Source organism: Sphingobium sp. YBL2 (genome assembly GCF_000943805.1).
In the GTDB taxonomy this organism is placed as follows: Bacteria; Pseudomonadota; Alphaproteobacteria; order Sphingomonadales; family Sphingomonadaceae; genus Sphingobium; species Sphingobium fuliginis.
This window is the reverse complement of sequence record NZ_CP010954.1, coordinates 2,630,041-2,651,821: the sequence shown is the minus strand read 5'-3', so window position 1 is coordinate 2,651,821 and position 21,781 is coordinate 2,630,041. Positions and strand designations below refer to the sequence as shown.

Annotated in this window: 21 protein-coding genes and 1 tRNA gene; 8 read left to right on the top strand and 14 right to left on the bottom strand. The window is 59.3% G+C overall.

Going from position 1 to position 21,781, the window contains the following annotated elements:
* Positions 1–225 precede the first annotated feature (225 nt).
* From TZ53_RS12200 to TZ53_RS12190, 4 genes are all read right to left on the bottom strand, one after another.
* Positions 226–810 (bottom strand): hypothetical protein, encoded by a 585-nt coding sequence (locus TZ53_RS12200; protein WP_044661438.1) that lies wholly within the window; start codon positions 808–810, stop codon positions 226–228.
* Positions 807–1,568, bottom strand: a complete 762-nt coding sequence (locus tag TZ53_RS26775) for a nucleotide-binding protein (protein WP_062113495.1) — start codon at positions 1,566–1,568, stop codon at positions 807–809. The genes TZ53_RS12200 and TZ53_RS26775 overlap by 4 nt, the downstream gene beginning before the upstream one ends.
* 146 nt (positions 1,569–1,714) lie before the next feature.
* Positions 1,715–1,894: a hypothetical protein gene (locus tag TZ53_RS26770; RefSeq protein ID WP_145902199.1), complete on the bottom strand. Its 180-nt coding sequence runs from the start codon at positions 1,892–1,894 to the stop codon at positions 1,715–1,717.
* Between the two features lie 95 nt (positions 1,895–1,989).
* Complete coding sequence (locus TZ53_RS12190) at positions 1,990–2,442, bottom strand: hypothetical protein (RefSeq protein WP_044661436.1); 453 nt, start codon at positions 2,440–2,442, stop codon at positions 1,990–1,992.
* 155 nt (positions 2,443–2,597) lie between these two features.
* Between TZ53_RS12190 and TZ53_RS26765 the strand changes: the two genes are divergently transcribed.
* Both TZ53_RS26765 and TZ53_RS27845 read left to right on the top strand, forming a co-directional pair.
* Positions 2,598–4,100, top strand: a complete 1,503-nt coding sequence (locus TZ53_RS26765; protein WP_145902198.1) for a hypothetical protein — start codon at positions 2,598–2,600, stop codon at positions 4,098–4,100.
* Positions 4,021–4,413 carry a helix-turn-helix transcriptional regulator gene (locus TZ53_RS27845; RefSeq protein WP_335339083.1) on the top strand — a complete coding sequence of 131 codons (393 nt, stop codon included), beginning with the start codon at positions 4,021–4,023 and terminating at the stop codon, positions 4,411–4,413. The genes TZ53_RS26765 and TZ53_RS27845 overlap by 80 nt, the downstream gene beginning before the upstream one ends.
* 100 nt (positions 4,414–4,513) lie before the next feature.
* Here TZ53_RS27845 and TZ53_RS12185 read toward each other — a convergent pair whose 3' ends face one another.
* The 7 genes from TZ53_RS12185 to TZ53_RS27360 all read right to left on the bottom strand — a co-directional run bounded on the left by TZ53_RS12185 (position 4,514) and on the right by TZ53_RS27360 (position 10,581).
* The gene (locus TZ53_RS12185) at positions 4,514–4,720 is read right to left on the bottom strand and encodes a restriction endonuclease (RefSeq protein WP_044661435.1); all 207 of its coding nucleotides are present in this window, start codon (positions 4,718–4,720) and stop codon (positions 4,514–4,516) included.
* A 93-nt stretch (positions 4,721–4,813) separates the two neighbouring features.
* On the bottom strand, positions 4,814–5,233 hold the full coding sequence (locus TZ53_RS26760) for a hypothetical protein (protein WP_145902197.1): 420 nt from the start codon (positions 5,231–5,233) through the stop codon (positions 4,814–4,816).
* Positions 5,182–5,499, bottom strand: a complete 318-nt coding sequence (locus TZ53_RS12175; RefSeq protein WP_044661433.1) for a hypothetical protein — start codon at positions 5,497–5,499, stop codon at positions 5,182–5,184. The genes TZ53_RS26760 and TZ53_RS12175 overlap by 52 nt, the downstream gene beginning before the upstream one ends.
* 80 nt (positions 5,500–5,579) lie before the next feature.
* The gene (locus tag TZ53_RS12170; RefSeq protein WP_044661432.1) at positions 5,580–8,063 is read right to left on the bottom strand and encodes a GIY-YIG nuclease family protein; all 2,484 of its coding nucleotides are present in this window, start codon (positions 8,061–8,063) and stop codon (positions 5,580–5,582) included.
* Positions 8,056–9,600 (bottom strand): Eco57I restriction-modification methylase domain-containing protein, encoded by a 1,545-nt coding sequence (locus TZ53_RS12165; RefSeq protein ID WP_044661431.1) that lies wholly within the window; start codon positions 9,598–9,600, stop codon positions 8,056–8,058. Before TZ53_RS12165 ends, TZ53_RS12170 begins: the two co-directional genes overlap by 8 nt.
* Complete coding sequence (locus TZ53_RS12160; protein WP_044661430.1) at positions 9,593–10,240, bottom strand: restriction endonuclease subunit M; 648 nt, start codon at positions 10,238–10,240, stop codon at positions 9,593–9,595. Before TZ53_RS12160 ends, TZ53_RS12165 begins: the two co-directional genes overlap by 8 nt.
* The gene (locus tag TZ53_RS27360) at positions 10,237–10,581 is read right to left on the bottom strand and encodes a DUF6471 domain-containing protein (RefSeq protein ID WP_044661429.1); all 345 of its coding nucleotides are present in this window, start codon (positions 10,579–10,581) and stop codon (positions 10,237–10,239) included. Before TZ53_RS27360 ends, TZ53_RS12160 begins: the two co-directional genes overlap by 4 nt.
* Before the next feature lie 318 nt (positions 10,582–10,899).
* Between TZ53_RS27360 and TZ53_RS12150 the strand changes: the two genes are divergently transcribed.
* On the top strand, positions 10,900–11,370 hold the full coding sequence (locus TZ53_RS12150) for a hypothetical protein (RefSeq protein WP_157009802.1): 471 nt from the start codon (positions 10,900–10,902) through the stop codon (positions 11,368–11,370).
* Here the strand turns inward: TZ53_RS12150 and TZ53_RS12145 are convergent.
* On the bottom strand, positions 11,310–12,632 hold the full coding sequence (locus TZ53_RS12145; RefSeq protein ID WP_044661427.1) for a tyrosine-type recombinase/integrase: 1,323 nt from the start codon (positions 12,630–12,632) through the stop codon (positions 11,310–11,312). The genes TZ53_RS12150 and TZ53_RS12145 overlap by 61 nt on opposite strands.
* Before the next feature lie 153 nt (positions 12,633–12,785).
* Positions 12,786–12,875, bottom strand: a tRNA-Ser gene (locus tag TZ53_RS12140).
* A gap of 122 nt (positions 12,876–12,997) precedes the next feature.
* Between TZ53_RS12140 and hspQ the strand changes: the two genes are divergently transcribed.
* The 3 genes from hspQ (at position 12,998) to TZ53_RS12125 (ending at position 16,160) form a co-directional block, all read left to right on the top strand.
* On the top strand, positions 12,998–13,369 hold the full coding sequence (gene hspQ, locus TZ53_RS12135; RefSeq protein WP_025549362.1) for a heat shock protein HspQ: 372 nt from the start codon (positions 12,998–13,000) through the stop codon (positions 13,367–13,369).
* Complete coding sequence (locus TZ53_RS12130) at positions 13,326–14,102, top strand: GDSL-type esterase/lipase family protein (protein WP_044661426.1); 777 nt, start codon at positions 13,326–13,328, stop codon at positions 14,100–14,102. Before hspQ ends, TZ53_RS12130 begins: the two co-directional genes overlap by 44 nt.
* Before the next feature lie 120 nt (positions 14,103–14,222).
* The gene (locus TZ53_RS12125) at positions 14,223–16,160 is read left to right on the top strand and encodes an OPT family oligopeptide transporter (RefSeq protein ID WP_373886354.1); all 1,938 of its coding nucleotides are present in this window, start codon (positions 14,223–14,225) and stop codon (positions 16,158–16,160) included.
* Between the two features lie 86 nt (positions 16,161–16,246).
* Here TZ53_RS12125 and TZ53_RS12120 read toward each other — a convergent pair whose 3' ends face one another.
* A complete protein-coding gene (locus TZ53_RS12120) occupies positions 16,247–19,048 on the bottom strand; it encodes a TonB-dependent receptor (RefSeq protein ID WP_044661424.1) in 2,802 nt (933 codons plus the stop codon).
* 180 nt (positions 19,049–19,228) lie between these two features.
* Here TZ53_RS12120 and TZ53_RS12115 point away from each other — a divergent pair, with 180 nt between their 5' ends.
* Positions 19,229–20,302 (top strand): phytase, encoded by a 1,074-nt coding sequence (locus TZ53_RS12115; protein ID WP_044661423.1) that lies wholly within the window; start codon positions 19,229–19,231, stop codon positions 20,300–20,302.
* A gap of 113 nt (positions 20,303–20,415) precedes the next feature.
* Complete coding sequence (locus TZ53_RS12110; RefSeq protein WP_044661422.1) at positions 20,416–21,732, top strand: acetyl-CoA hydrolase/transferase family protein; 1,317 nt, start codon at positions 20,416–20,418, stop codon at positions 21,730–21,732.
* Positions 21,733–21,781 lie beyond the last annotated feature (49 nt).

Sequence of the window (21,781 nt, the reverse complement as noted above, 5' to 3'; positions counted from 1 at the left end):
CTCCCCGGCCAGGTCCGGCCACGTCAACGGCAGCGCCAGAGCGACCACGCGACAAAGCTGACGTCTCCGCGCCGATGCGCGGTATACGTTGGCCAGCCCTGGCTAATTTCCTCCCACGTTAATTTGAAAGCACACTAAACTTAAACCCGCAGCTATCTGCGGACGGAGCCGAAGGCGGAGGGGAGAGCCTGTCAGCACAACATCGTTGAACTGACGGGCCTTCAATTACTGATTTGCGAGGCGGTCGGCGTATTCCGCCGCACAAAGGCGAGAGTCGCTGCGGAACTGTTCCACGGCGTAATCTGCAGCTTCGGCGACATTGCGCTGTTTGACCGCTGCTGCTCCGAAGACGGCATCAATGCAGTGATTGAAGTTGATTTCCGAGATTGCGTGCTGGCGTACTTCAGGACGCGAGAGCCACCATTTGGTGCTGGCCCCACCAGTGACGAGGCCGAAGATCAAAACAAACAGCATCCAAAACGCGCCCCAGCGATACAGGCGCGCCATCGCGTCCTGACTATCGACTGGCATCAGATCGCGGAAGGTATAGAAGGCAGTTTCCGCTGCCTTCTCAACTCGTTTTGGTAGGTCTCGATGAACGGTCTGTTGCGCCTCGAATGAGGCCCTCTGTACGACTTCATCAATTTGGCGGATATGTTCTAACCGGAAGATTATCTCAGCAAGAACCCCCGGCGAATCCCGCATTCCCGCAGGAAGCCGTCGGAGGAATTTTTCCATTCTGACGTAATCTTCGGAACTTGCTTCGCGCTCCAATAGATCACGATACATCTGTTCGACAAGTTGCCTCATAGGATCAACCCCGACTGAATGCAAAACGGACGAAAGGCTCGAATGACGTCGTCCCACCACAGCTCAAAATCGACCTGTTCGGATACGCTCAGGGTCAACATCGACAAATCATCGAACGGGCAACGTGCGCGGGCGATCTTCGTACGAGGCCGAATTTGCAGCGCCGGAATGAAGGTCTCCGACGCGCCGGCCGCAAGCATTTCTTCGCGCAGTTCGGACTCGTGCCACAGCACGAATGAGCGAGGGCTATCGCCGAACCGCCCATTCATCACGATTAGCGTTTTCTCTGGAGGCGCGAAATCTTTGACGCGATTCAACAGGGTGATTACGTCTTCCTCCTCATCAATCACCCAAACATGCAAAATATCGCGATTGAGCTTTGCTGCGGCCCGATTTACCCGGTGCATCTCGCGCTCCAGCGCGTCGCCAACATTTCCTGGCATATCGACAAGGAGCGCGGCATTTGAAGGGGAATTCTCCCACCCATCAAGAAGCAATCCCCAACCATCCGTATGGCGAAGATAAGCCCGCGTTACCGGCATGACGCTACGATAGTAGCGATCCAAATGCGCATTGCGCGCATCGCAATCGAAACCGACGACGAGGTAACCGGCTGACCGGAGAAATGCGGCCAAAATACGGGCGATGAGAGACTTGCCGATGCCGCCTTTGTCACCATTGACGACAATGATGGGCAGAGGCGGTGAAGTTGCGAGCGGCGGAAATTCCGGGCAGATTGATCCTGTCTTTGCGGACATAACGGGCACTCCAGAGAAATTTTTCGATAGTAACCGCTTGTGAGTTGCTGAGCGCCGGTGACGGAAAGCGCAGAGCGCCTAGCGGCAGTTCTTCAATCTATGCCGGTGCGGGTTATCGGCCGGCTAGTTTGCGCTCGCCTGAGCTTTCAACGTAATTTCGGCAAAGGAGCCTGAGGCTGGTCGGTGCGAGACAGACGCACAAGGTTTAAGGTGTTGGACGACTTACCCGTCCCTCCCTTGTCGCCGGTGACGAAGATCACCAAGGGCATTTCAAGAGCATGAGGCTCACGGCGAAAGTCAGCATTTTGATCGATAATCATCGTCATGATTTGAGTCCTGTTGGGCGTAATTTCGAAGAGTTGCGGGCAGATGACACGATCCAGCCGCCCGCCATTTTGATGCAAGGCTTGGGCAGGAAGGATTAGTTCGGCACCATCACATCACTATAGAGATCAGCACGAGGTGCTGGCTTGGGAGCCGCGACACTGTGAGCGCTGCTCGCCCTGGACGGGACTGGAGTTCCCAAAGCGGTTTGCTGCCGCGCATTCCGCGTCGAGACCGGCTCGGCATCGATGGGCGCATACTTCTTGCTCTTCTTCGGCCTTTTAAGCGCGGTTTCAGCGCTAACCGATTTTAACTCCTTGCGACCAGCGGCCAGCGCCTCACGGAGGATCGACGGCGTAACACGCGCAGCCTCCATCCAATCTCTGGCCTTCTGGTTGGCAACAATCGCCGGCAGTTTCACCCGAGGGTTCGCCGCCAGTAGAGCCTTCACGAACCGGGCGGCCGCTACCTGCGGCGCGGCAAGCAACTCGCGATCTGCGAGCAGTTCACGCGCAACTTCCGTACCTAGTTCCGCTTCATCGTTAGTCATCTTTACGTCCTCATCTAAACCGAACCACTGCGGCTCGATAAGGACGTTCGTACACAGCTAACGACGTCTTCGATTGGTATACGATCCGGCTTTTAATCAGAACTTTAGGGTCTTCATCCACAGCGCTCCGGGCCAGTTCACCGGAGCCAGACCATATGTTTGAAGATCCCTCGAATTTCGTCAGAAGCGGTTTTGGGAACGGACCCGTGGACATGGGGATTTTGAGGTCCCTGGCGCGGGATTTTGTTCTGAGCGCTCAAACGCATGACATGGACCGGCAAACGTATCTCGGCCGTCTATTTACTGAAGAAGATCTCGCAAGCTTGCCCATCGGACACCTGATGGACCATCGCATCCGCATGCCACGAGAATTCGCCTTGGGCCTCGAAGACAAAAATCAAGATGAGATCACCGGCCTTTTGGATCACATGCTTTGCGTCCGCCCTCATCAAGAAGCCCGCCTTCTTCTTGCGGGCGCTCTGAAGATCGAAACGAGCAGACTAGCGTCAGATCTTGTCGAGATGCGTAAACAGAATCCGAGTCTTTTTTTCGATGTCATCAGCGGACACCTCGATGAGCCTTTGGAATATTTAGCGACTCTGCATCTCGGAAGTACCGATTTATCCCGCGCGCAAGCATGTATCGCAGATGTGCTTGTGCTTTATTCAATGTTTGAAATTCAGGTTCTCGCAGCACGGGCTGTAGTTTTGGATGCCGGACAATTCTTACCCTTTGATTACACCGAAATGACAGAGCGGGCTATATTAGACCTCATGTCCGACATTGCCGACGCCTATGTTTATCGCTATCGTCAAAACCACTTTAAAGCCAATAATCTTCCACTAATACAGGGTCGCCCTCCCATACTCGCATCGAAATTTAACCTAAATTTTGCCAAAGGCGTCGTTAAATCAAAAGGAATCTCCCAAAAGGACGAAGATGGCAATTTTGGGAGGCTGAATGACGAACTCTACCAAACGTTTGGTGAGATTAAAGACATCATCGATCGAGCCAAAAATGATCCAGAATTCAAGCGCCCATCTAAGGTGGATAATGAAAACTTCAAAAGCACAGCGGCATCAACCTACTTTTTTGGCATAAGCGCCGGGATCCAAGTAGCTTTTGCAGCATTGCGACTCGTAAACCTCTCTAAAAGAAAAAGGCAGCTGACGTCTCCAAATCCCAGCCATCGTGAGTTGGCGTTCCGGGAATGGCTTAAAGAGGATCTCCCAGCCAAACGGCACAACGGGGCCAAGACGATACTTTTTGTCATGAGAACGTTGATTCTTGAGGATCGCCAAGCCGGCACGGCGTTCGATTCCGATGGCAAGGCTTGTCATCTGTCATCGCAAATGAACTCGCACGATCATGACGGCAACGTGGCGGGCATATCCCTGCTTAGGGATGCAAAGCGAGGCTATCCAATGAAAAGCGCTGTAAATCGAGAAACAGTCCCTCTGGATAACAAGCTGAGCTTAGCAGGAGTTCACGAGATAGACCTCCTGCCCGACTACAGGATTGGATTAAATTTCAAATCGTCTACCTCCAAGGAGAGGACGAGAAAGCCTAGGGTTGGGTATGACCAACCCGCACGTCCTAAATACCGATTGGAAAGCCGCTCTCGGAGAAGCCCCCGAGCGCCCAGTCGATTTGGATAAACTCGGCGGACTGATTTCGAACCTGATGCAATCTCTAGAACACCTTCCTAGTAAGGAGCGGCAGCACCTGATTGCCGCCATCCTTCCCATATGCCTTTCATTTGCAACTTCATTGAGACCAGTCGATCAGACCAGCAGATCCAGCTCGAGCTTACTTCGGCTTCCAGAGGTGCTACGTCGGACAGGTCTAAAGAGATCCACACTGTATAACAAGATTGCGGCAGGGTCATTTCCGTCGCAAATCCAGATCTCTAACAATTGCACTGCTTGGCGGGAATCCGAAATCGAAACGTGGTGCGCAAACCCAGCGTGACACATTCTCGCGATCAAAGCGGTTTTTCGCACTACCCCGAGGCGAAGCCCGGCATCAAAGCTGATACTTAGTGTACTTCGCCCCAGCATTCGAGCAGCCGCTAAATCTGCGCGAGAATTCCGTCGAGGTTGATCGCGGTCACGAAGGGTACGTCCAGCGCCTTGAAGAGGGCCTTGCCGCAAGCGATCTGCGCCTTCTCGGCTTCGCGGAGTGTGTTCAGGTCGCCCTTGCTCTCACTGACCAGATAGACGTCTTCTCGACCATCATACTGGCGGACGATGGCCCAGTCTGGATTATACGTGCCCAACGGCGTGGTGAATCTTGAAGCCCAGCGCAAGCTTGGCGAACACCTTTATCGCGCCGCTGATGTCGAGCGCCTTGGCGAGCTCGGCCTCAATGTTCAAGTCCGTGACGATGTGATCGAGCGGCGCGTGCTCGACCGAGACCAGTGATCGACCGACACATGGTCTTCGGGCGCGAACAGGTCCTGGGCCCACCATTCGTCCAGCGGCTTGTAGATGATGCCGTTCGTCATCATCAGCCGTTTGCCCGCCTGGATGATCGCTGTCACCGCGTCGACGAAGGCGGACGGGTTCACCGCCGCGTCCGCCAATCGACCGGACTGAACAAGGATGTCGGCCAGCGCCTTGCGCGGCAATTCGGTGCGGTTCTGTAACCCGCCCAAAAGATCGGGGACGTCGAGGTGCGTGACAGCAAGGCGTTGCGGCTGTGAAGTCCCGACCTCCGGGGTTACCTCTTCTCGCCCTATCAGCATCTCGGCCAGCTCGAAAGTGACGCGTGCTTCGCCGGGGCGCGGCATATCTCGGAGCGCTTGCGCGCATCGCGCGACCAGCGCCGGGCACGATCAATTGCATCGACCCGCCACCTCGCATCTTCTCGATGATGCCGATGCGGTATCCGGTATAGATTGTCCGTCCGCCGGAGGCCTGATCGATCCTCGGTCAGTTCGGTCCCGTCATAGACCCAGACCGACTGGCGCGACACGCCGCCCTTCATCTGCTTGGCGATCTCGACACGGGCACACGGAAGCTGGCCCTTCTTGGCCTCCACCTCCAGCAGCTTCACATAGGGCTGTTGTCAGCAAGCTTATCTAGCAGAAAAACCAATCGCGGTCATTCGCTCCGATTGCGCTCACGCGCCCCGAATCAGACGAATTCGTGCGCCGATATCACGGTGTCGTAAAGGCCGACGTCCGCTCCCTCGTGGCGGTTCAATCCAGTGTAGGAAAGACTGGCATCCTCATACCGCTTGAACTTGTAGACCGCGTCATTCATCAGTCCGCTGTTGAAGACACCCAGGCTCACCAGGAGTTCGAAATCCGGTATCCCCAGCCCGGTCACCTTTCTGAATAGCCCCGGCTCGAGTTGCGTGATTATGTCTCGCAAACACTTCTCGCGGTAATCCGTCAGATACATGAAGATCGGGATGCGCGTCGCGAACTTGACCAGCTTCGTTTGGATCTCCTTGCGAGCATTCTTGTATTCCTTCTCCTCCTCGCTGAGCTGCTTCTTTTCCTTCGCTGTTAGATCACGATCACTGGCTTCAGCCTGCGCTTTCTTTACCGATTCCGATTTGTTGATAATCGTCTCGATTTCCTGGTTGAGATTACGGAAACCTTCGATCTTCATCAGCGCTTGCATGGCGGCGTCGCTGTTCATCAGCCGCTGCAGGGTGTTGTTGTCCACATTCACCAGCAAGGCGCTCTCCCAGCGCCGCGCAAGCAGCGTGGCGGTGGTCCCGCTCATCGCCATATCGAGCACGCCGGCGGCATCGATCTGGCGCATGGAGCTGCCATCGTAAGCAAGGACAGGGAGAAAGTGGATGAACTCCTCGACCTTCTTCTCAGGATTTGTCTCATCGACATTTAGACGGCAGCTGTAGTCGGCTACCTGCTTCAGCGCGCGATTAGGTGCGAAGTCGAAGACATAGCATTCCTTCTTCACGATCTCCCGCTTCGATGAAGACACGGAATCGGGGTTCTGGATGACCCAGGGTGTCTGCACACGGAACGCTGCTTGGAAATAGCTCTCCGGGCTGGAAATGTTACGAAGCATCAGGATGCCTGTCCAAGGCTTTACGGACACACCGGTGGTCAGCTTTCCGCATGACAGCGTGATGGATTTGGACTTGAGCGGGTCATCCATGCCATCCAGAACGGGCTGGAGCGCAGCAACGCCGATGCCCGCCCGGCTGCCGGCGCAGACCATGACGTTGTAGTCATGGTAAAAGCGGTTCTGCCGCTCGGACATCAGGTTCCTCATCGCGTGGCACGACGCCACAGACGGCAAATACCAGAAGGTGTGCGACAAAAGATTAAGGAGGCGCACGTCTGAAAATGGCATCGGCGGCCGTTCGTTACCAAGCCGCAGATTGTCTACGGCCGTCTCCTCGTAGGACCCGCGGATGAGATCAAGCCAGCTCTGAACCTCGTTCTTGTATTTGAAACGTGCCCGATCGCCTTCGCCGTCGGCCGAAAAGAAAACATTGAGGTCAAACTCGTCGAACTCGCCCTGCATGGCGATTTCCCGGATCGCATCAGGCAACTGGTAGGTCAGCATCACCATTCGCGGCAAAGAGGCATATGGATTGTCTACGTCTTCCCACTGCTCCTTCGCCCGCTGTTCATCGGAATAGGTCCAGTTATAGATCTGCTCCTCAATGAACTCCCCCGATGCAATCGCGCGGAAAGGGGTTCCTGAGAGATACAGGTATGCGCCCGTGGTAATCGGCATGTTCTCCTCGGAGAAGTAGTCGAGACCATTGCCCTGGGCGAATTCCAATTCCCTGCGATCCTCGGCTTCGAACAATTCTTTCGCGTTCTCGCGCCAAGCGCCGTAATGATATTCGTCGAAGATCACACAGTCCCAGTTGGTAGCGTGAACCCACTCGTTCTTGGCCTTGATACCGCCGGCGGAGTTTTTGCCGAGGAAGTCCTGGAAAGACCCAAAGCACACTATCGGACGGGACATATCGACGTCAGCCTCGGACAGCCCCCCCCGTGACACGAACTGCCACCCCTCGAAATCGATGTGGCTTTTGAGGTCCTCTTCCCAGGCATTCTGCACGGCAGGCTTGAAGGTGAGCACAAGCACCTTGTTCCATCCCATGCGCTTCGCAAGCTGATAAGAGGCGAACGTCTTCCCGAAGCGCATCTTGGCGTTCCAAAGGAAGTGTGGAGTATGGTTGGTGCCTTCGTCATCGACGCTGGCAAAATACCGCGAAGTCTTCTCCACCGCAGCCGCTTGCTCCGGACGCATCTTAAAGTTCTGCGTACGGTTGTCTTCGTTGTCGATACCTTCACGAACCGCTAGGACGGCGGCGCGAACATCATCGACATCGCACTCGAACCATTCACCAGCGGGATTGCGGACTCCCTTTTTTCGAAGCTGACGATGGATATCATAATCGGTGAAAGAGCCTCCGTCATTCCAGACAGCACTCTCCTCGAGCACGATCTCGTAGGGCAACTCACCTGGGCGCTTGGTCGGATACTGCTGCGCTACGCGGCCCTCGACGTCGCGCGCCGTAAAACCGACCTTGAGCATGCCTTCGTAAGCAGGGCTCTTATCCCGATAGGCGTAAATTTTGGGGCTGATTTCGGGCTTGGGCGGAAAAAACGGATCAGGCATCGCCTGACTCCAGATCGAATTCCAATTCGATCGGCGCCACTGTCTCCTCAATGTAAGCGATTTCGGCCTCGGTCAGGCCGTAGCGGTTATAGAGGGCCTCATCATTCCACATACGATCGAAGGGGACCACTGGCACAAAGCTGTAGACGTCCTTGGACGCATGGACAGAAATCTTACGCAACGACACCAAGAACCGGACAAAACGGGTCTTGAGATAACTCGCGCAGCGTGATGCAGAATCCCGGTCGTCGAATCTGCCGGCCACATTGTAGGTTTCCGAACAAATCTCACCGGGGGCGATAATCTTGGGAGCGCTCAGGAACTTCGTTTCAATGGCAGCGCTGGTTCCCTGCACGGCAGACATCAACACTTTCCACTGATCGATCCATCCAGCGTTCTGCTGAACCTGGCCTCTATCAATCCAGCTGACCTTCTGTGATCCGTAGAGCTTTACTGGATCGGCCAATCCACGTCGATGAGCCCGCCCATGGAAGTTGGTCCTGAACCCGAACGGTTTTGAACTGGACACCACGGTATCGTAGGTGCCCTCCAACTCCCCGTTTTCCCTGAACGCTTTAACCTTTTCCAAGATCGAGATTGCTTCGTTGCGCCGAACCAAAACATCGTATTGATTGAGATGGCGTTCCATCGGATCGCCGAGGGGGAGGTTATCCCACATCGTCTGAACCACGCACGGACCTTGGTAATTCTTGTCGCGGAGAAAGTAGCATACGCCTCCACGGATTTTGACGCCGGGGAAGGCGTCATAGAGCTTCGGGTAGTCGACGAGCTTTTTAATCGATTTGTCCGCCAGCATCTCAGCCCGAAATCCGTCCAGGCCTTTGCCGCCGGAATACCAGCGCGCTGGGATGATCATGATCAGATAAGAGGGATTTAGCTTCTTCGCCTGCTCCACGAACTTGTGATAAATCGGGCTCGCACTTGCGTTGTGCCCGCCGTCCGAGAGTTGGTATGGAGGGTTACCAATGATGACGTCGAACTTCATGTCGAAGAGGCTTTCGGGGTTGTCAGTGTGAATGAATCCATAGGCATGCGTTTCGAGATCATTGCCACGCTCCATCACAGATTGTGAAGCACCACAGTATCTGCAGCGATTGCCATCCCATGTGTGCTCGACCCGGCTAAACCGGATGTTGCCATCTGGACCATCGAAATCGGTGCAGACGGAGAAGGGGCTGTTTGCGTTCTTGGAGCAGTAAACCGATCTACGGGCCAGGAGCGCAGTGAGCTCGGTGATAGCAATCCCATACAGCTGGTTTTTGAAGATGTGATTGACCCGCTCCTGCTCGTCTGGGAACTCCCCCTTCAGACCCTCGACTAGGCGCTTTGCGATTTCGCGTAAAAACACCCCGGATTTGGTGACTGGATCGAGGAAAGTGGCGCCGCTGTCAGACCACAGGCTCGACGGGAGCTGGTCGAGGATTTCGTTCGCTAGCTCCGGCGGCGTGAACACCTCGTCGTTGCTCAGGTTCGCCAGGCAGCTGAGGACGTCGGGATTGTAGTTGATCTCAAGCATGCGCGGCCTCAGCCAGCTTCAAGTAATGAGTTAGAGGGAATTCACGAACGGGCTTCGGGATAAAGGCCTCCTCTCCCAAATCTGAGAACAGACTGGGGCCTTCCATCGGCTGATACACCAGGAGGTGTGCCAGAGAATAATCGCGGCGCTTCACGAGGCTACCATTGACCGGAGACCACTCCGAAAAGACGATCGGTTCAGGCCGACGGCCTACGGTCGTCATCGTGAGCGCGTCACCGCAAACGATGTTACGATCCAGAACATATCTCGCCGAGGAACGGCATTCATCACGGCATTTCGGGCCGAAGCACCGCGAGTAAATGTCGTTGAAATGATCGTAGAGCCGGTCACGGCATTCAGATACGTTGTCCTCCAGCAGGTCGACGCCATAGATCGAGCCAAGCGCCAGGATGGAGTATCTTTCAAATTCGAGCTGCCCCCGTCCGTAGCGCTCCTCAACGATCTCGAGCTTCCGACGAAGGACCTCGATCAAGAAATTTCCCGATCCGCATGCTGGTTCAAGGAACCTGCTGTCGATCCTTTGCGTCTCGGATTTGACCAGGTCGAGCATGGCATTCACCTCACGTTCGTCGGTGAACACCTCCCCATGGTCAATGACCCGCTGTCTGGTCTTGATCATCTGGCCATTCCTCCTTCGCCTGGCGCGCGAGGGCCTTTCGCGAGATGCTGCGCACCTGCCTTTCCGGATGCCTCATCAAGCGACTTCGGGACCTGTAACCACTCGACACCCAGCGCCATGAAGCACTGCAAAAGGAAGACTGCGCTGAACTTGCCGCGACCTACTTTGTTCTTTACGTTCAACTCGTTGTCGCCGACACCAATGCCGGAAAGCATCTCTGCCAAAGTCGCATAGGAAATACCGCGGCGCATCATTTCGGCGCGCAGCATGTTTTTTGCGGTCTCTTCCCAGGCTTTGTCGTCGAAGATGGGCGCTGGATCGGAATCGTCATGGCTGGTCATGAAGGACGTTATAGGACCAACGGCTCAAACCGCAAAGCTCTTAGCACTGCTTCTAGTGCTGAAAGCATAGAATATGATGCATTGGCCTGTGCGCGTGGGCGTAAAGCATCGTATATAGCGCATAGAGCATCTTATACGTGGCCCAGCGCTCCCTCCTTTCCCGCGCGGCGGTCAATCTGACGATGGAAGAGGTGTACGCGCTTTCCGACGACGAGGCCCCCGATCTCTTCGTGGCTATCCGATGACCGTATGGCATCCCCACGTGTCCGGAGTGCGGGTGCAAAGAATCGTGGACGCTTATCGAAACCGGAAATGGAAATGCAGGGGACGATCACGAACGAGATCGTTGGCGAAACCAGCACTTGCTATCTGCAATATACCGTCACAATCCGCACCCATCTGCATAGCCGCAAACGGTCGTTCCGCCGCATCCTGGCTGCCACGCTGCCTTTCGCCAACGGGGTCATGGGTTTCGCCGCCTTACATCAGCGGCGTCACATCAAAAATTCCTACTCGACTCCATTCGTCTTCCAGCACCGGATCAGAGCAGCCATCCAGACAATCAACGACAGAGAACTTGAAAAAGGCCCTATCATGGAGGGGGAGGTCGAGATCGATGGCATGTTCGTGACCGGGAAGAAGGTGAAGCCTAAAAAGCCGATCACAGACGAGAAGGAGCTCGAAAAATTCTTCGACAAGTATCGCGAGACCCACACCGCATTAGTTGATCACCGCGTGTTAGATTTTGAGCGCCTTATACCCCCTAAAAGATCACGGGCGGCAACTTGACCTCCCATCAACATATCCGCCCATTGTTGCACGAGTTCTCTTCTCCGTTCCATGTAGGCGGCACGATTATATATCAGCTCGCTACCCGACATTCCTGCCGGGATGTGCGCTAGCATCAAATCGATGATGAGGCGGTCGATCACGAGGCGGTCTGAACCTGGATGCGATCGCTCCGCAAGACCATTCATCATAGTTGAAAAGGATGAACGCCATCCATGCGGAACGTGGCGTCCCTTGTAGCCGATCCGATTGTACAAATATCCTACGGCATTCTCACTCAACGGCTCCAAGCCGCTCCGCGCCCCTGGAAATACCAAGGGTCCTCTACCCGACAGACGGCGAGCAACATGCAGAACCTCGACAGCTTGATGCGACAGCGGCACGATGTGCTCGAACGCCTGATCTTCACGGAGTTCCAGCACGAGTTTGATGCGGGAAGCCGAGATACGCCACTGCGGTTTATCCGCCATCTCATCAGGCTTGTTCCAATCAATCCCCTCAAACTCGCTCCAAGGCGCGGTTCTTATCATCCCTGGTCGCTGAGCAGTCAGCGCCATCATTCTCGACGCAAGACGGGTAATCGGATGGGAAGTGGAGCAATCTACGGCGCGAATCAAAGCCTGAAGCTGATCTAGTTCCGTCAGCGCAGGCCACCGGCGTGCGGGCGGAACCGGTTTGAGGCTGACCTTCATGTCAACGGCAGGGTTCTCACGGCAGGCGCCAATGCCCTTGCCATATTTGAATATGGATGAACACCGCTGCAGCAAGCGGTGCGCGGTCTCAATGGCCCCTCGCCCTTCTACCTTCTTAAGCGTTGCGAGAAGGAGGGGCTCGTCAATATCGGTTATCGGAAGCCCTCCCAAGACAGGAAAAATATCTCGGTCCAGGCTGGTGATGACGTCCGCAGCGTGGACAGGCTTCCAGCGAGCCACTTGGTCGGCATACCATTGCCGGCCCACCTTCTCGAACGTGTTTTCCATCTGAACGACGTTGGCAAGCTTGCGCTTCTTCGCCTCGACCACTGGATCGCGGCCATCACGTAACATCCGCTTGGCGTCGTCCCGCAGATCCCTGGCTTCGGCCAACGACAGATCGGGGTAGCTTCCCAATACCAAGCGCTTCTCTTTATCTGCGAAACGGTATTTGAGCCGCCAACTACGGTGGCCTGTTTTCGTCACGAACAGGTACAACCCCCCGGAGTCGGCCAGCTTGTAGTCCTTTTCCTTGGGCTTAGCCTTGCGAATTGCCGCGTCGGTCAGCATGCCCCCAAATCTCCAATTCGATGCCCCCAAAATGCCCCCAAATAGCGTTGGCTTGGACTGGATATCGCTGGATGCGCTTGGACACGAGAATCACCTAAAATCCCGTTAATACGGGATTTTATGGATGATCTTGGATCCGGTTGGATGACTAAGTGGCGGAGAGGGAGGGATTCGAACCCTCGGTACCGTTGCCGGCACGCCGCATTTCGAGTGCGGTGCATTCGACCACTCTGCCACCTCTCCGCAGAAGGTCCGGCGCATGCCGTTCCGGTCGAGCGGCGGCCATTAGCGAATGATTTCACCCTTGCCAAGCAGCGACGAGCATTTTTCTTGTTTCGCACCGCAAGCATCCTAAATTGCGTCATATGAACGATATGATTCAGATTTTCGGACCCGATGTGACCCCCCCGCCGATCGTCCACGCCCGCTTCAGCATCGGGGACGTGGTGCAGCACCGCCTCTTCGGTTTTCGTGGCGTCGTGTTCGACATCGATCCGGTCTTCGCCAATAGCGAGGAATGGTATCAGGCCATTCCCGAGGACATCCGGCCGGACAAGCATCAGCCCTTCTACCATCTGCTCGCTGAAAATGGCGAAAGCAGCTATGTCGCCTATGTCAGCCAGCAGAATCTGGTCGCGGACGACAGTGAGGAACCTGTCGACCATCCCGCCATTTCCGGCATGTTCGGCACCTATGCGAACGGCAAATATCAGCTCCGCCCGCTGCATCGGCACTAGGCGCGGCCTCAAGGCGGGCAGGGCGCTGATCGGCCTTGCCCTGCTGCTGGGGTCCGGCGGCCTGCTGCACGCCGCCACGCAGGCGCCGGCGCTGAAGGTCAATCCCGACCCCAGCTTTCCTTTCTCGCGCGAGATCGAGGCATTCGCCAGGGCCAATGAGGCCGGTCCCCCGATCACCGACGCCACCCTGTTCCTGGGCAGCTCCAGCATCCGCCTGTGGGACATAAGCGGCAGCTTCCCCGACATCGGCACCGTCAACCGGGGCTTCGGCGGCGCGACCACGCCGGATGTGCTGCATTATTACAAGCGCCTGCTGCCCAAGGCGAAGCCGCGCTCCATCCTCGTCTATGTCGGGGAAAACGACCTGGCAGCAGGCGCCACCCCGGCCGAGGTCGCGAACAACGTCCTGACCCTGCTCAGGCAACTCCGATCCGACTATCCCAAGGCGCATATCGCCTATCTGTCCCTGAAGCCCAGCCCGATCCGCTGGACGCTGTGGCCGAAAATGGCCGCGGTGAACATGACGGTCGCGGCACGGGCGCGGGTGAGCCGCTTCGATTATCTGGATGTCGGTCGCGTGCTGCTCGCCCCGGATGGCCTGCCCGATGCGTCGCTGTTCCGACCCGACGGGCTGCATATGAACCCGCGCGGCTACACGCTCTGGACGCGGCTGGTCGACGCCTATCTGGATGCCGCCGCCGCAGCCGACCTGAAACCCGGCGCCTCCTCCTGACGCCTCTGCGCGCACTTTCCGATTGATCCAAGGCCAAGCAACATTATTACCGGACGCTGATAAAACAGCCGCAGGCAAGGGGACAGACGAGTGACAAGTGATTCGGCCAAGGCGGCCCCCATGGCGGAGCTGACGCTTCGCGGCGTCATATTGGGCGCGCTCATCACCCTGCTGTTCACGGCGGCCAACGTCTATCTGGGCCTGAAGATCGGGCTGACCTTCGCCACCTCCATCCCCGCGGCCGTCATTTCCATGGCCGTGCTGCGGCTGTTCGCAACCGGCACGATCCTTGAAAACAACATAGTGCAGACCATCGCGTCGGCGGCGGGCACGCTGTCGGCCATCATCTTCGTGCTGCCCGGCCTGGTCATCATCGGCTGGTGGCAGGGTTTCCCCTATTGGCTGAGCGCCTTCACCATCGCGCTGGGCGGCATATTGGGCGTCATGTATTCGGTGCCGCTGCGCCGGGCGCTGGTGACGGGGTCCGACCTGCCCTATCCCGAAGGCGTAGCTGCCGCCGAAGTGCTGAAGGTCGGCGCGGGATCGCGCGAGGGGCTGGAGGAGAACAGGCGCGGCCTGGCCGCCATCGTCGCCAGCTCGATCGCCGCCGCGGCCTTCGCCATCCTCGCCAAGACGAAGCTGATCGCGGAGGAGGCCGCGACCTTCTTCAAATTCGGCGCGGGCGCATCCAGCGTCTCCACCAGCTTTTCCATGGCGCTGATCGGCGTCGGGCATCTGGTCGGCCTGTCGGTCGGCATCGCCATGTTCTTCGGCCTGCTGATCAGCTGGGTCGGGCTTGTCCCCTATCTCACCGCGCCGCTCGCGGCCGGCGCCGATCTGGCCGATCTGGTCGGCACCACCTTTCGGATGAAAGCGCGCTTCATCGGCGCCGGCACCATCGGCATCGCGGCGATCTGGACCCTGCTCAAGATATTGGGACCGATCGTCAGCGGCATCCGGTCGGCCATGGCCGCGGCGAAGGTCCGCAAATCGGGCAATGCCGGCCTGCTCGACCTTACGGAACGCGACCTTCCCATCGGCATCGTCGGCGGCACCATAATCGCTTCGCTGCTGCCGATCGCGGTGCTGCTGTGGATCTTCGCGCAGGGCGGGCCGATCGCGGCCAACCCGGTGCCGATCATCGTGCTGACGCTGGCCTATATCCTGGTGGCAGGCATCGTCATCGCCTCGGTCTGCGGCTATATGGCGGGGCTGATCGGCGCGTCGAACAGCCCCATCTCCGGCGTCGGCATTCTGGCGGTGCTGGGCGCCTCGCTGATACTGGCGGCGATCTACGGATCGGGCGGCGACCCGAAACAGGCACAGGCGCTGATCGCCTATGCGCTGTTCGTGACCGCCATCGTCTTTGGCGTCGCAACCATTTCCAACGACAATCTCCAGGACCTGAAGACCGGCCAGCTTGTCGGCGCGACGCCGTGGAAGCAGCAGATCGCGCTGGTGCTGGGCGTGATCTTCGGCGCGCTGGTGATCCCGCCCGTACTGGACCTGCTCAACAGCGCCTTCGGCTTCGCGGGCGCGCCGGGCGCCAAGGCGACCGCCCTCCCCGCCCCGCAGGCTGCGCTGATCTCCGCCCTGGCGAAGGGCGTGCTGGGCGGCGATCTCGACTGGGGCCTGATCGGCTTCGGCGCAGGCATCGGCGTGCTGGTGGTCGCCATTGACGAACTGCTGGGCAAGGCGGGCAAGCTGCGCCTGCCACCCCTGGCCGTCGGCATGGGCATTTATCTGCCGATGGCGCTCACCCTGCTGATCCCGGTCGGCGCGGTGATCGGGCATCTCTACAATCGCTGGGCGCTGCGCCAGTCCAACCCCGAATTTGCCGAGCGCATGGGCGTGCTGATGGCGACCGGCTTCATCGTCGGGGAAAGCCTGTTCGGTGTCGCCTTCGCAGGGATCGTCGCGGCGACGGACAGCGACGCGCCCATGGCGCTGGTGGGGGAAAATCCGTGGGCCGTGGTGCTTTCGGTGATCGCCTTCTTCGGCATCATCACAGCGCTATATGCGCGGTTGCGGCGGTGGGCGAGTGCCCCCTTGGGGTGAAGCTTACCGCCGCCCGTGGGAACCGGGATGACAGAATAGGGGGGGCCGCCTCAAGGCCGCCCCCTCTCCCTCAAGCCTCCGCCGGATCAAAAGTTGAACCGGATGCCGCCCGTATAGCGACGGCCGAAGCGTTCCCACTCGATCGTCTGGTTGCTGCTGTCGGGCGCCTGCACGCCGCTGGCACGCAGCAGGCTGCCCGGGTCGGAGAAGCGGCGGCCGGGATGGTTGAGCAGGTTCGAGGCGTCGAAGTAAATCTCGAAATTCTTCGTGATCGCATAGCGCGCCGAGAAATCCAGCTCGTCGTCCGAGTCCCAATAAGTGTCGCCAGCGTCCGCCAGCGTATCGGAAACCGTGTCCAGCCATTTGCTGCGGTTCTGATATTGCAGGCGGATCGACAGGCCGTATTTCTCATAATATCCGCCGATATTGTAGACGAAGTCGGACGTGCCCGGCAGGCGCACTTTGCGCGCCGGAATGCCCTCGACGGCAGGCTTTTCGACCTTGCTGTCATTGAGGGTAAGATTGGCCGAAATACCGAAGCCGCCCATGAAGGAAGGAAGACCCAGATTCTCCGTCCAGGGTTCGAGCTGGAGCTGCGCGGCGGCTTCCATGCCATAGATGCGGCCCGAACCGCCATTGGTGATACGGGTGTAGCCATAGTCGGAGCGGTCGATCCCGCCGGAATTGAGGTCGGTCAGGCCATAGGTGCGCCGCTGATTATACAGCACGTCCTCGACATGCTTGTAGAACAGGCCGACCATCAAATAGCCCTGAGGCTTCACATACCATTCGAAATAGGTATCGACGCCATAGGCCCGTTCCGGCTTCACATCGGGGTTGCCGCCCGAAATCACGCGGTCGCTGTCGTTCACGACGAAGTTCGGCCGCATCTGATCATAATCGGCGCGCGCCGCACCGCTGTTGAAGGAGAAGCGCAGCTTCTTGCTGTCGTCGATATTGTAATTGATGTGCAGGCTGGGGAATGCCAGCGTCTGGCTGGATTCCCGCGTTTCCGGCGTGGAAACCGCCGGTCCGCTGACAGGCGTGACCGTGGCGATCGCAAAGCCATGGTTCTTGACATGCTCGACACGCACGCCGCCCACGACCGAGCCCCAGTCGTAGTGGACAGTGCCCATCAGGAAGCCGGCGAGCACCTCTTCCCGTACCCTGTAGTTGTTTCCGGTGTTGGGTGCGAAGGCATAAGCCGCCTGCGCCGCTTCGGAAGCCGCCCGCATCTTGTCGGTATCGAAATAGCGGAAGGTGTAGCCCATGGGGATCTTGCCCAGGAACTTCCGGTCGATCGAGAACTGGTTGTAGTCGGTCGGCAGGACGGTCGCGGCCTGCGCGGCATTCAGCGTGATCTGCTGCTCGTCGGCGGTCTTGGTGCGGCGGTCATACTGGAACCCCGCCTTCAATGTCGCATGCTCCAGCTCGCGCGCCACAACCAGGCGGCCGGTATAGGCCTTGGTCGTGTCCACCGCGTCGAGGACGGTGAAGCCTGAAAGCGGCTTGGTGAAATCGTCGACCGCCGTGACCTGCGCGCCCGCCGTGTAGCGCGTCGGGCTGGCGAGTTGCAGCGTGCGGTAGAGCGTCAGGCGCGAAAGATTGGGATCGCTGAAGTCATAGGCCACGGTCGGCCGCAGCGTGCGCGTGCTGGGGCTGTCCCAGGTCGCTTCGCCGACGATCGATCGGTCGTCCTTGGATTCGGTGTAGTTGCCGACCCAGCTCAGCTTCCAGCCATCGGCAAATTCATGATCGCCCGCCAGCGTGTTGGTGAAGATCGACTGGCGGAAAGCGCGCAGGGTCGAGCGCTGGCGGATGTCGATGCCATAGATCGTGCCCTTCTGCGGCGTGTTGCCGATGCAGACATCCGCATAGCCGGTGGTGGTCGGCGTGGTGTTCACCGCGGTCGGACAGGCGGCCGAGCCGTTCGACAGGTCCGACTGGCGGTCGTCCAGGTCGAAGCGGTAATTGTCCCGCGCTTCATCGTCGGTGAAGATGGTGTAGACCGACCGCAGCGAAATGCTGTTGGCCTCGTCCGGTTTCCAGTCGACCCGGCCCGAAACCGACCAGTTCTTGCGCGTCAGGCGGTACAGCTTGTTCTCCGCCTCATGCGCCCAGAAGCGGGTGGCGTTGCCGGGGCGCTGGTCCTGCGACACCCGCTCATAGTCGGTCTCGAAATTGTCCGTGACCATGTTGCGCTCATAATAGCTGCCTGACAGCAGCACGCCGATTTCACCGATGCCCGTCTGGAATCGGTCGGAAACGACCAGCGCGCCTTCATATTCCTTCTTGTCGCCCAGTTCGGCAAAGCCAAGGCCGCCCTTCCCCGCCAGATGGAAGCCGTCATAGTCGAAGGCCGAACGGGTGATGACGTTCACATTGCCCGCGACCGTCTCGCCCGGCATGTCGGGCGTCACCGCCTTGGACACGATGATCTTGCCGGCAATGGCGGACGGGATGGAATCGAAGCGGGCGTCGCGGCCCTCGGGGCTCACCACATTGATGCCGTCGAACGACAGGGTGGTCCAGGTCTTGGGCGCGCCGCGCAGGTTGATGTAGCGGGCCTGGCCCTGGTCGCGCTCGACGCTGATGCCCGGCAGACGGCTGGCGGCCTGGGCGATATTCTGGTCGGGCAGGCGGCCCACGGAATCGGATGCGGCGACCGTGACCAGCGAGTCCCAGTTCTTCTGGATTTCCAGCGCGGCGGCTTCGGATTCAGCGATCGGGCGGGTGCCGGTGACGACGATCGCTCCCATATCCTCTTCCGCGGCAGGAACCTGCGCCATGGCTTGGGTCGACGCCAGGGCCCAGCCGGCTATGCCGCAGGCCAGAGCCAGACGAACGGACGGCACGCCGGCGCGCTGCCGGATGAAACTATGCTGCATATGATCCCCCTGTTGGAACGGCCTTGTCGAATAGGCTTGGCGGGGCACCTAGATCGGCGGGAATACAATCGCGTGAAATTATGGTGACAGAACAGTGACATGCCGGGCGATATTCCGGCTGTGCCTGTCACATCATCGTCATGAAGCGCGTCCAAGAGGCGCCGCGAACGGGGGAACTTCATGACGAGACCTTTATCCGTCGCCCTTTGCGCGACTCTTCTGCTCGCCGCTTGCGCCGCGCCAGCGCCCGAACGCCCGCTGGCCCAGCGCATCGCCAACGCCACTCCAGCCGCGACCGTCACCGCGCGCGGGGAAACCGCCCCGGTCGGCACCCCCAATGCCGACGCGGCGGACGATCCGGCGATCTGGCGCAACGCCGCCGATCCAGGGCAAAGCCTGATCGTGGGCACCGACAAGAAGGCGGGGCTCTATGTCTATGGGCTGGACGGCAAGACCCGCGACTTTCTCGACGCGGGCCGGGTCAACAATGTCGACCTGCGGGACGGTGTGGGGATCGCCGGTCAAAGCGGTATATTGGTGGCCGCCAGCGATCGCAACGACCTTGCCCATGCGAAGCTGGCCCTGTTCCGCCTCGATCCCGCCACCGCGAAACTCTCGGCGCTCGGCAAGGTCGATGCCGGGCGGGGCGAAGCCTATGGCGTCTGCCTCTATCGCGCGGCGAGTGCGACCTACGCCTTCGTCGTGCTGAAGGACGGCACGGTGAACCAGGTCGCGCTCGACATGTCCGACGCCACGCCCAGGGGCAGCATCGTCCGGACCTTGAAGCTTGGCTCCCAGGCGGAGGGCTGCGCGGTGGATGACCGCACCGGCATGGCCTATGTGGCGGAGGAGGATGTCGGCCTCTGGCGCTTCGATGCCCGCGCCGGCGGGTCCGCGACGCCCGCCAGGATCGCCGCGGCGGACGGCAGGAACCTCGTCATGGATGCCGAAGGCGTCGCCATCGCGCCGATGGGCGAGAAGGACGGCTATGTCCTCGTCTCCAGCCAGGGGGACAATGCCTATGTCGCCTATCGCCTGAGCGACCACAGCTATGCCGGCCGCTTCCGCGTGGTCGACGGCGCCATAGGCGGGTCGGAGGAAACCGACGGCATCGACCTGATGCTGGGCGATTTCGGGCCGGACTATCCCGGCGGGCTGTTCGTGGCGCAGGACGGCCACAATGCAACCGCGGCCCAGAATTTCAAGCTGGTCGCATGGGACGACATCGTCCGGGCGCTCGGCCTCGCCCGCTGAAAGCTTCCCCGGCTTGCGCAGGGGGCGTGCAAGCAAGACGCCCCCCTACTTTCGTCGCCATTGCACTCCCGCGCCAACGGCGCGACAATCCCCCGAAAGCCGGGGAGAGAAGGATGCCCATCACAGAAAAATATCGCGCCAGGACCATGTCGGCGGCTGAGGCGGCCGCACTGGTCCCGGACGGCGCGAAGATGGTCGTCGGTCTCGGCGTCAGCTACCCGCCCGCGCTGATGGATGCGCTGGCCGTCCGCGTCCGCTCGGGCGATCTCACCGGCGGCACGCTTTACTGCATGCTCGCCTGCGCCGCGGCCAGCGAGTCCATCCTCGCGCCCGACCTTCACGACCGCATCCGCCATGTCAGCCTGTTCCACGGTGGCGTCGAACGGGGGAACGACGCCCTGCGCGCCGGCAGCGCGCAAGGCCTGGTCGAAACCCTTCCTGTGCAATTCCACCAGATACCGCGCATCCTGACCGAGCATCTGCGCGTCGATACGCTGTTCGTCACCGTTTCGCCCATGGATGCCGACGGCTGCTTCAGCCTGGGCACCAACACCGATTACGCACTGATGGTCGCGCGCAGCGGCGCGCGGCTGATCGTGGAGGTCAATCCCGCCATGCCCTATGTCCATGGCGACTGCAAAATTCCGCTCTCGGCGGTCACGGCCATCGTGGAAAACCATGTCCCCCTGGTGCAGATTCCGCCCCTTCCGCGCACGCCCAATGACGATGCCATCGGCGCGATCATCGCCGGCATGGTGGAGGACGGCGCCTGCCTGCAAATGGGCATCGGCGCCGTGCCGGACGCGGTCTGCGCCGCGCTGATGGATCATCGGAACCTCGGCATCCATACCGAACTGCTCACGCCCGGCCTCGTCGGCCTGATCAAGGCCGGCGTGGTCGACAACAGCGGCAAGAAAATCCATCCCGGCCGCTCGGTCTTCACCTTCGCCATGGGCGACCAGGGCCTTTACGACTTCCTGCACGACAATCCGGCGCTGGAGGCGCATCCGGTCGAGCATGTGAACGCGCCGCACATCATCGCGCAGAACGACAGGGTGATTTCAGTCAACGCCACGATTCAGGTGGACCTCAGCGGCGCCTGCAACTCCGAATATATGAACGGCCGCCAATATAGCGGCACCGGCGGCCAGCTCGATTTCGTGCGCGGCGCCTATGCGTCGAAAGGCGGCCGGTCGATCATCGCCTGCCACTCGACGGCGGCCAAGGGGACGGTCTCGCGGATCGTGCCATGGCTCGACGGCCCCGTCACGACGCCGCGCACCGACACCCACATCGTCGTCACCGAACATGGCTGGGTCGACCTGAAGGGGAAGACGCTGTCGGAACGCGCCCGCGCGCTGATCGGGATCGCCCATCCCGATTTCCGGGAGGAACTGGAACGCGGCGCGTTCGAGCGGCGGTTGCTGTAAGAATTCCTCCCCATCGAAAGATGGGGAGGACCAAAAAAAGGCGGTGGAT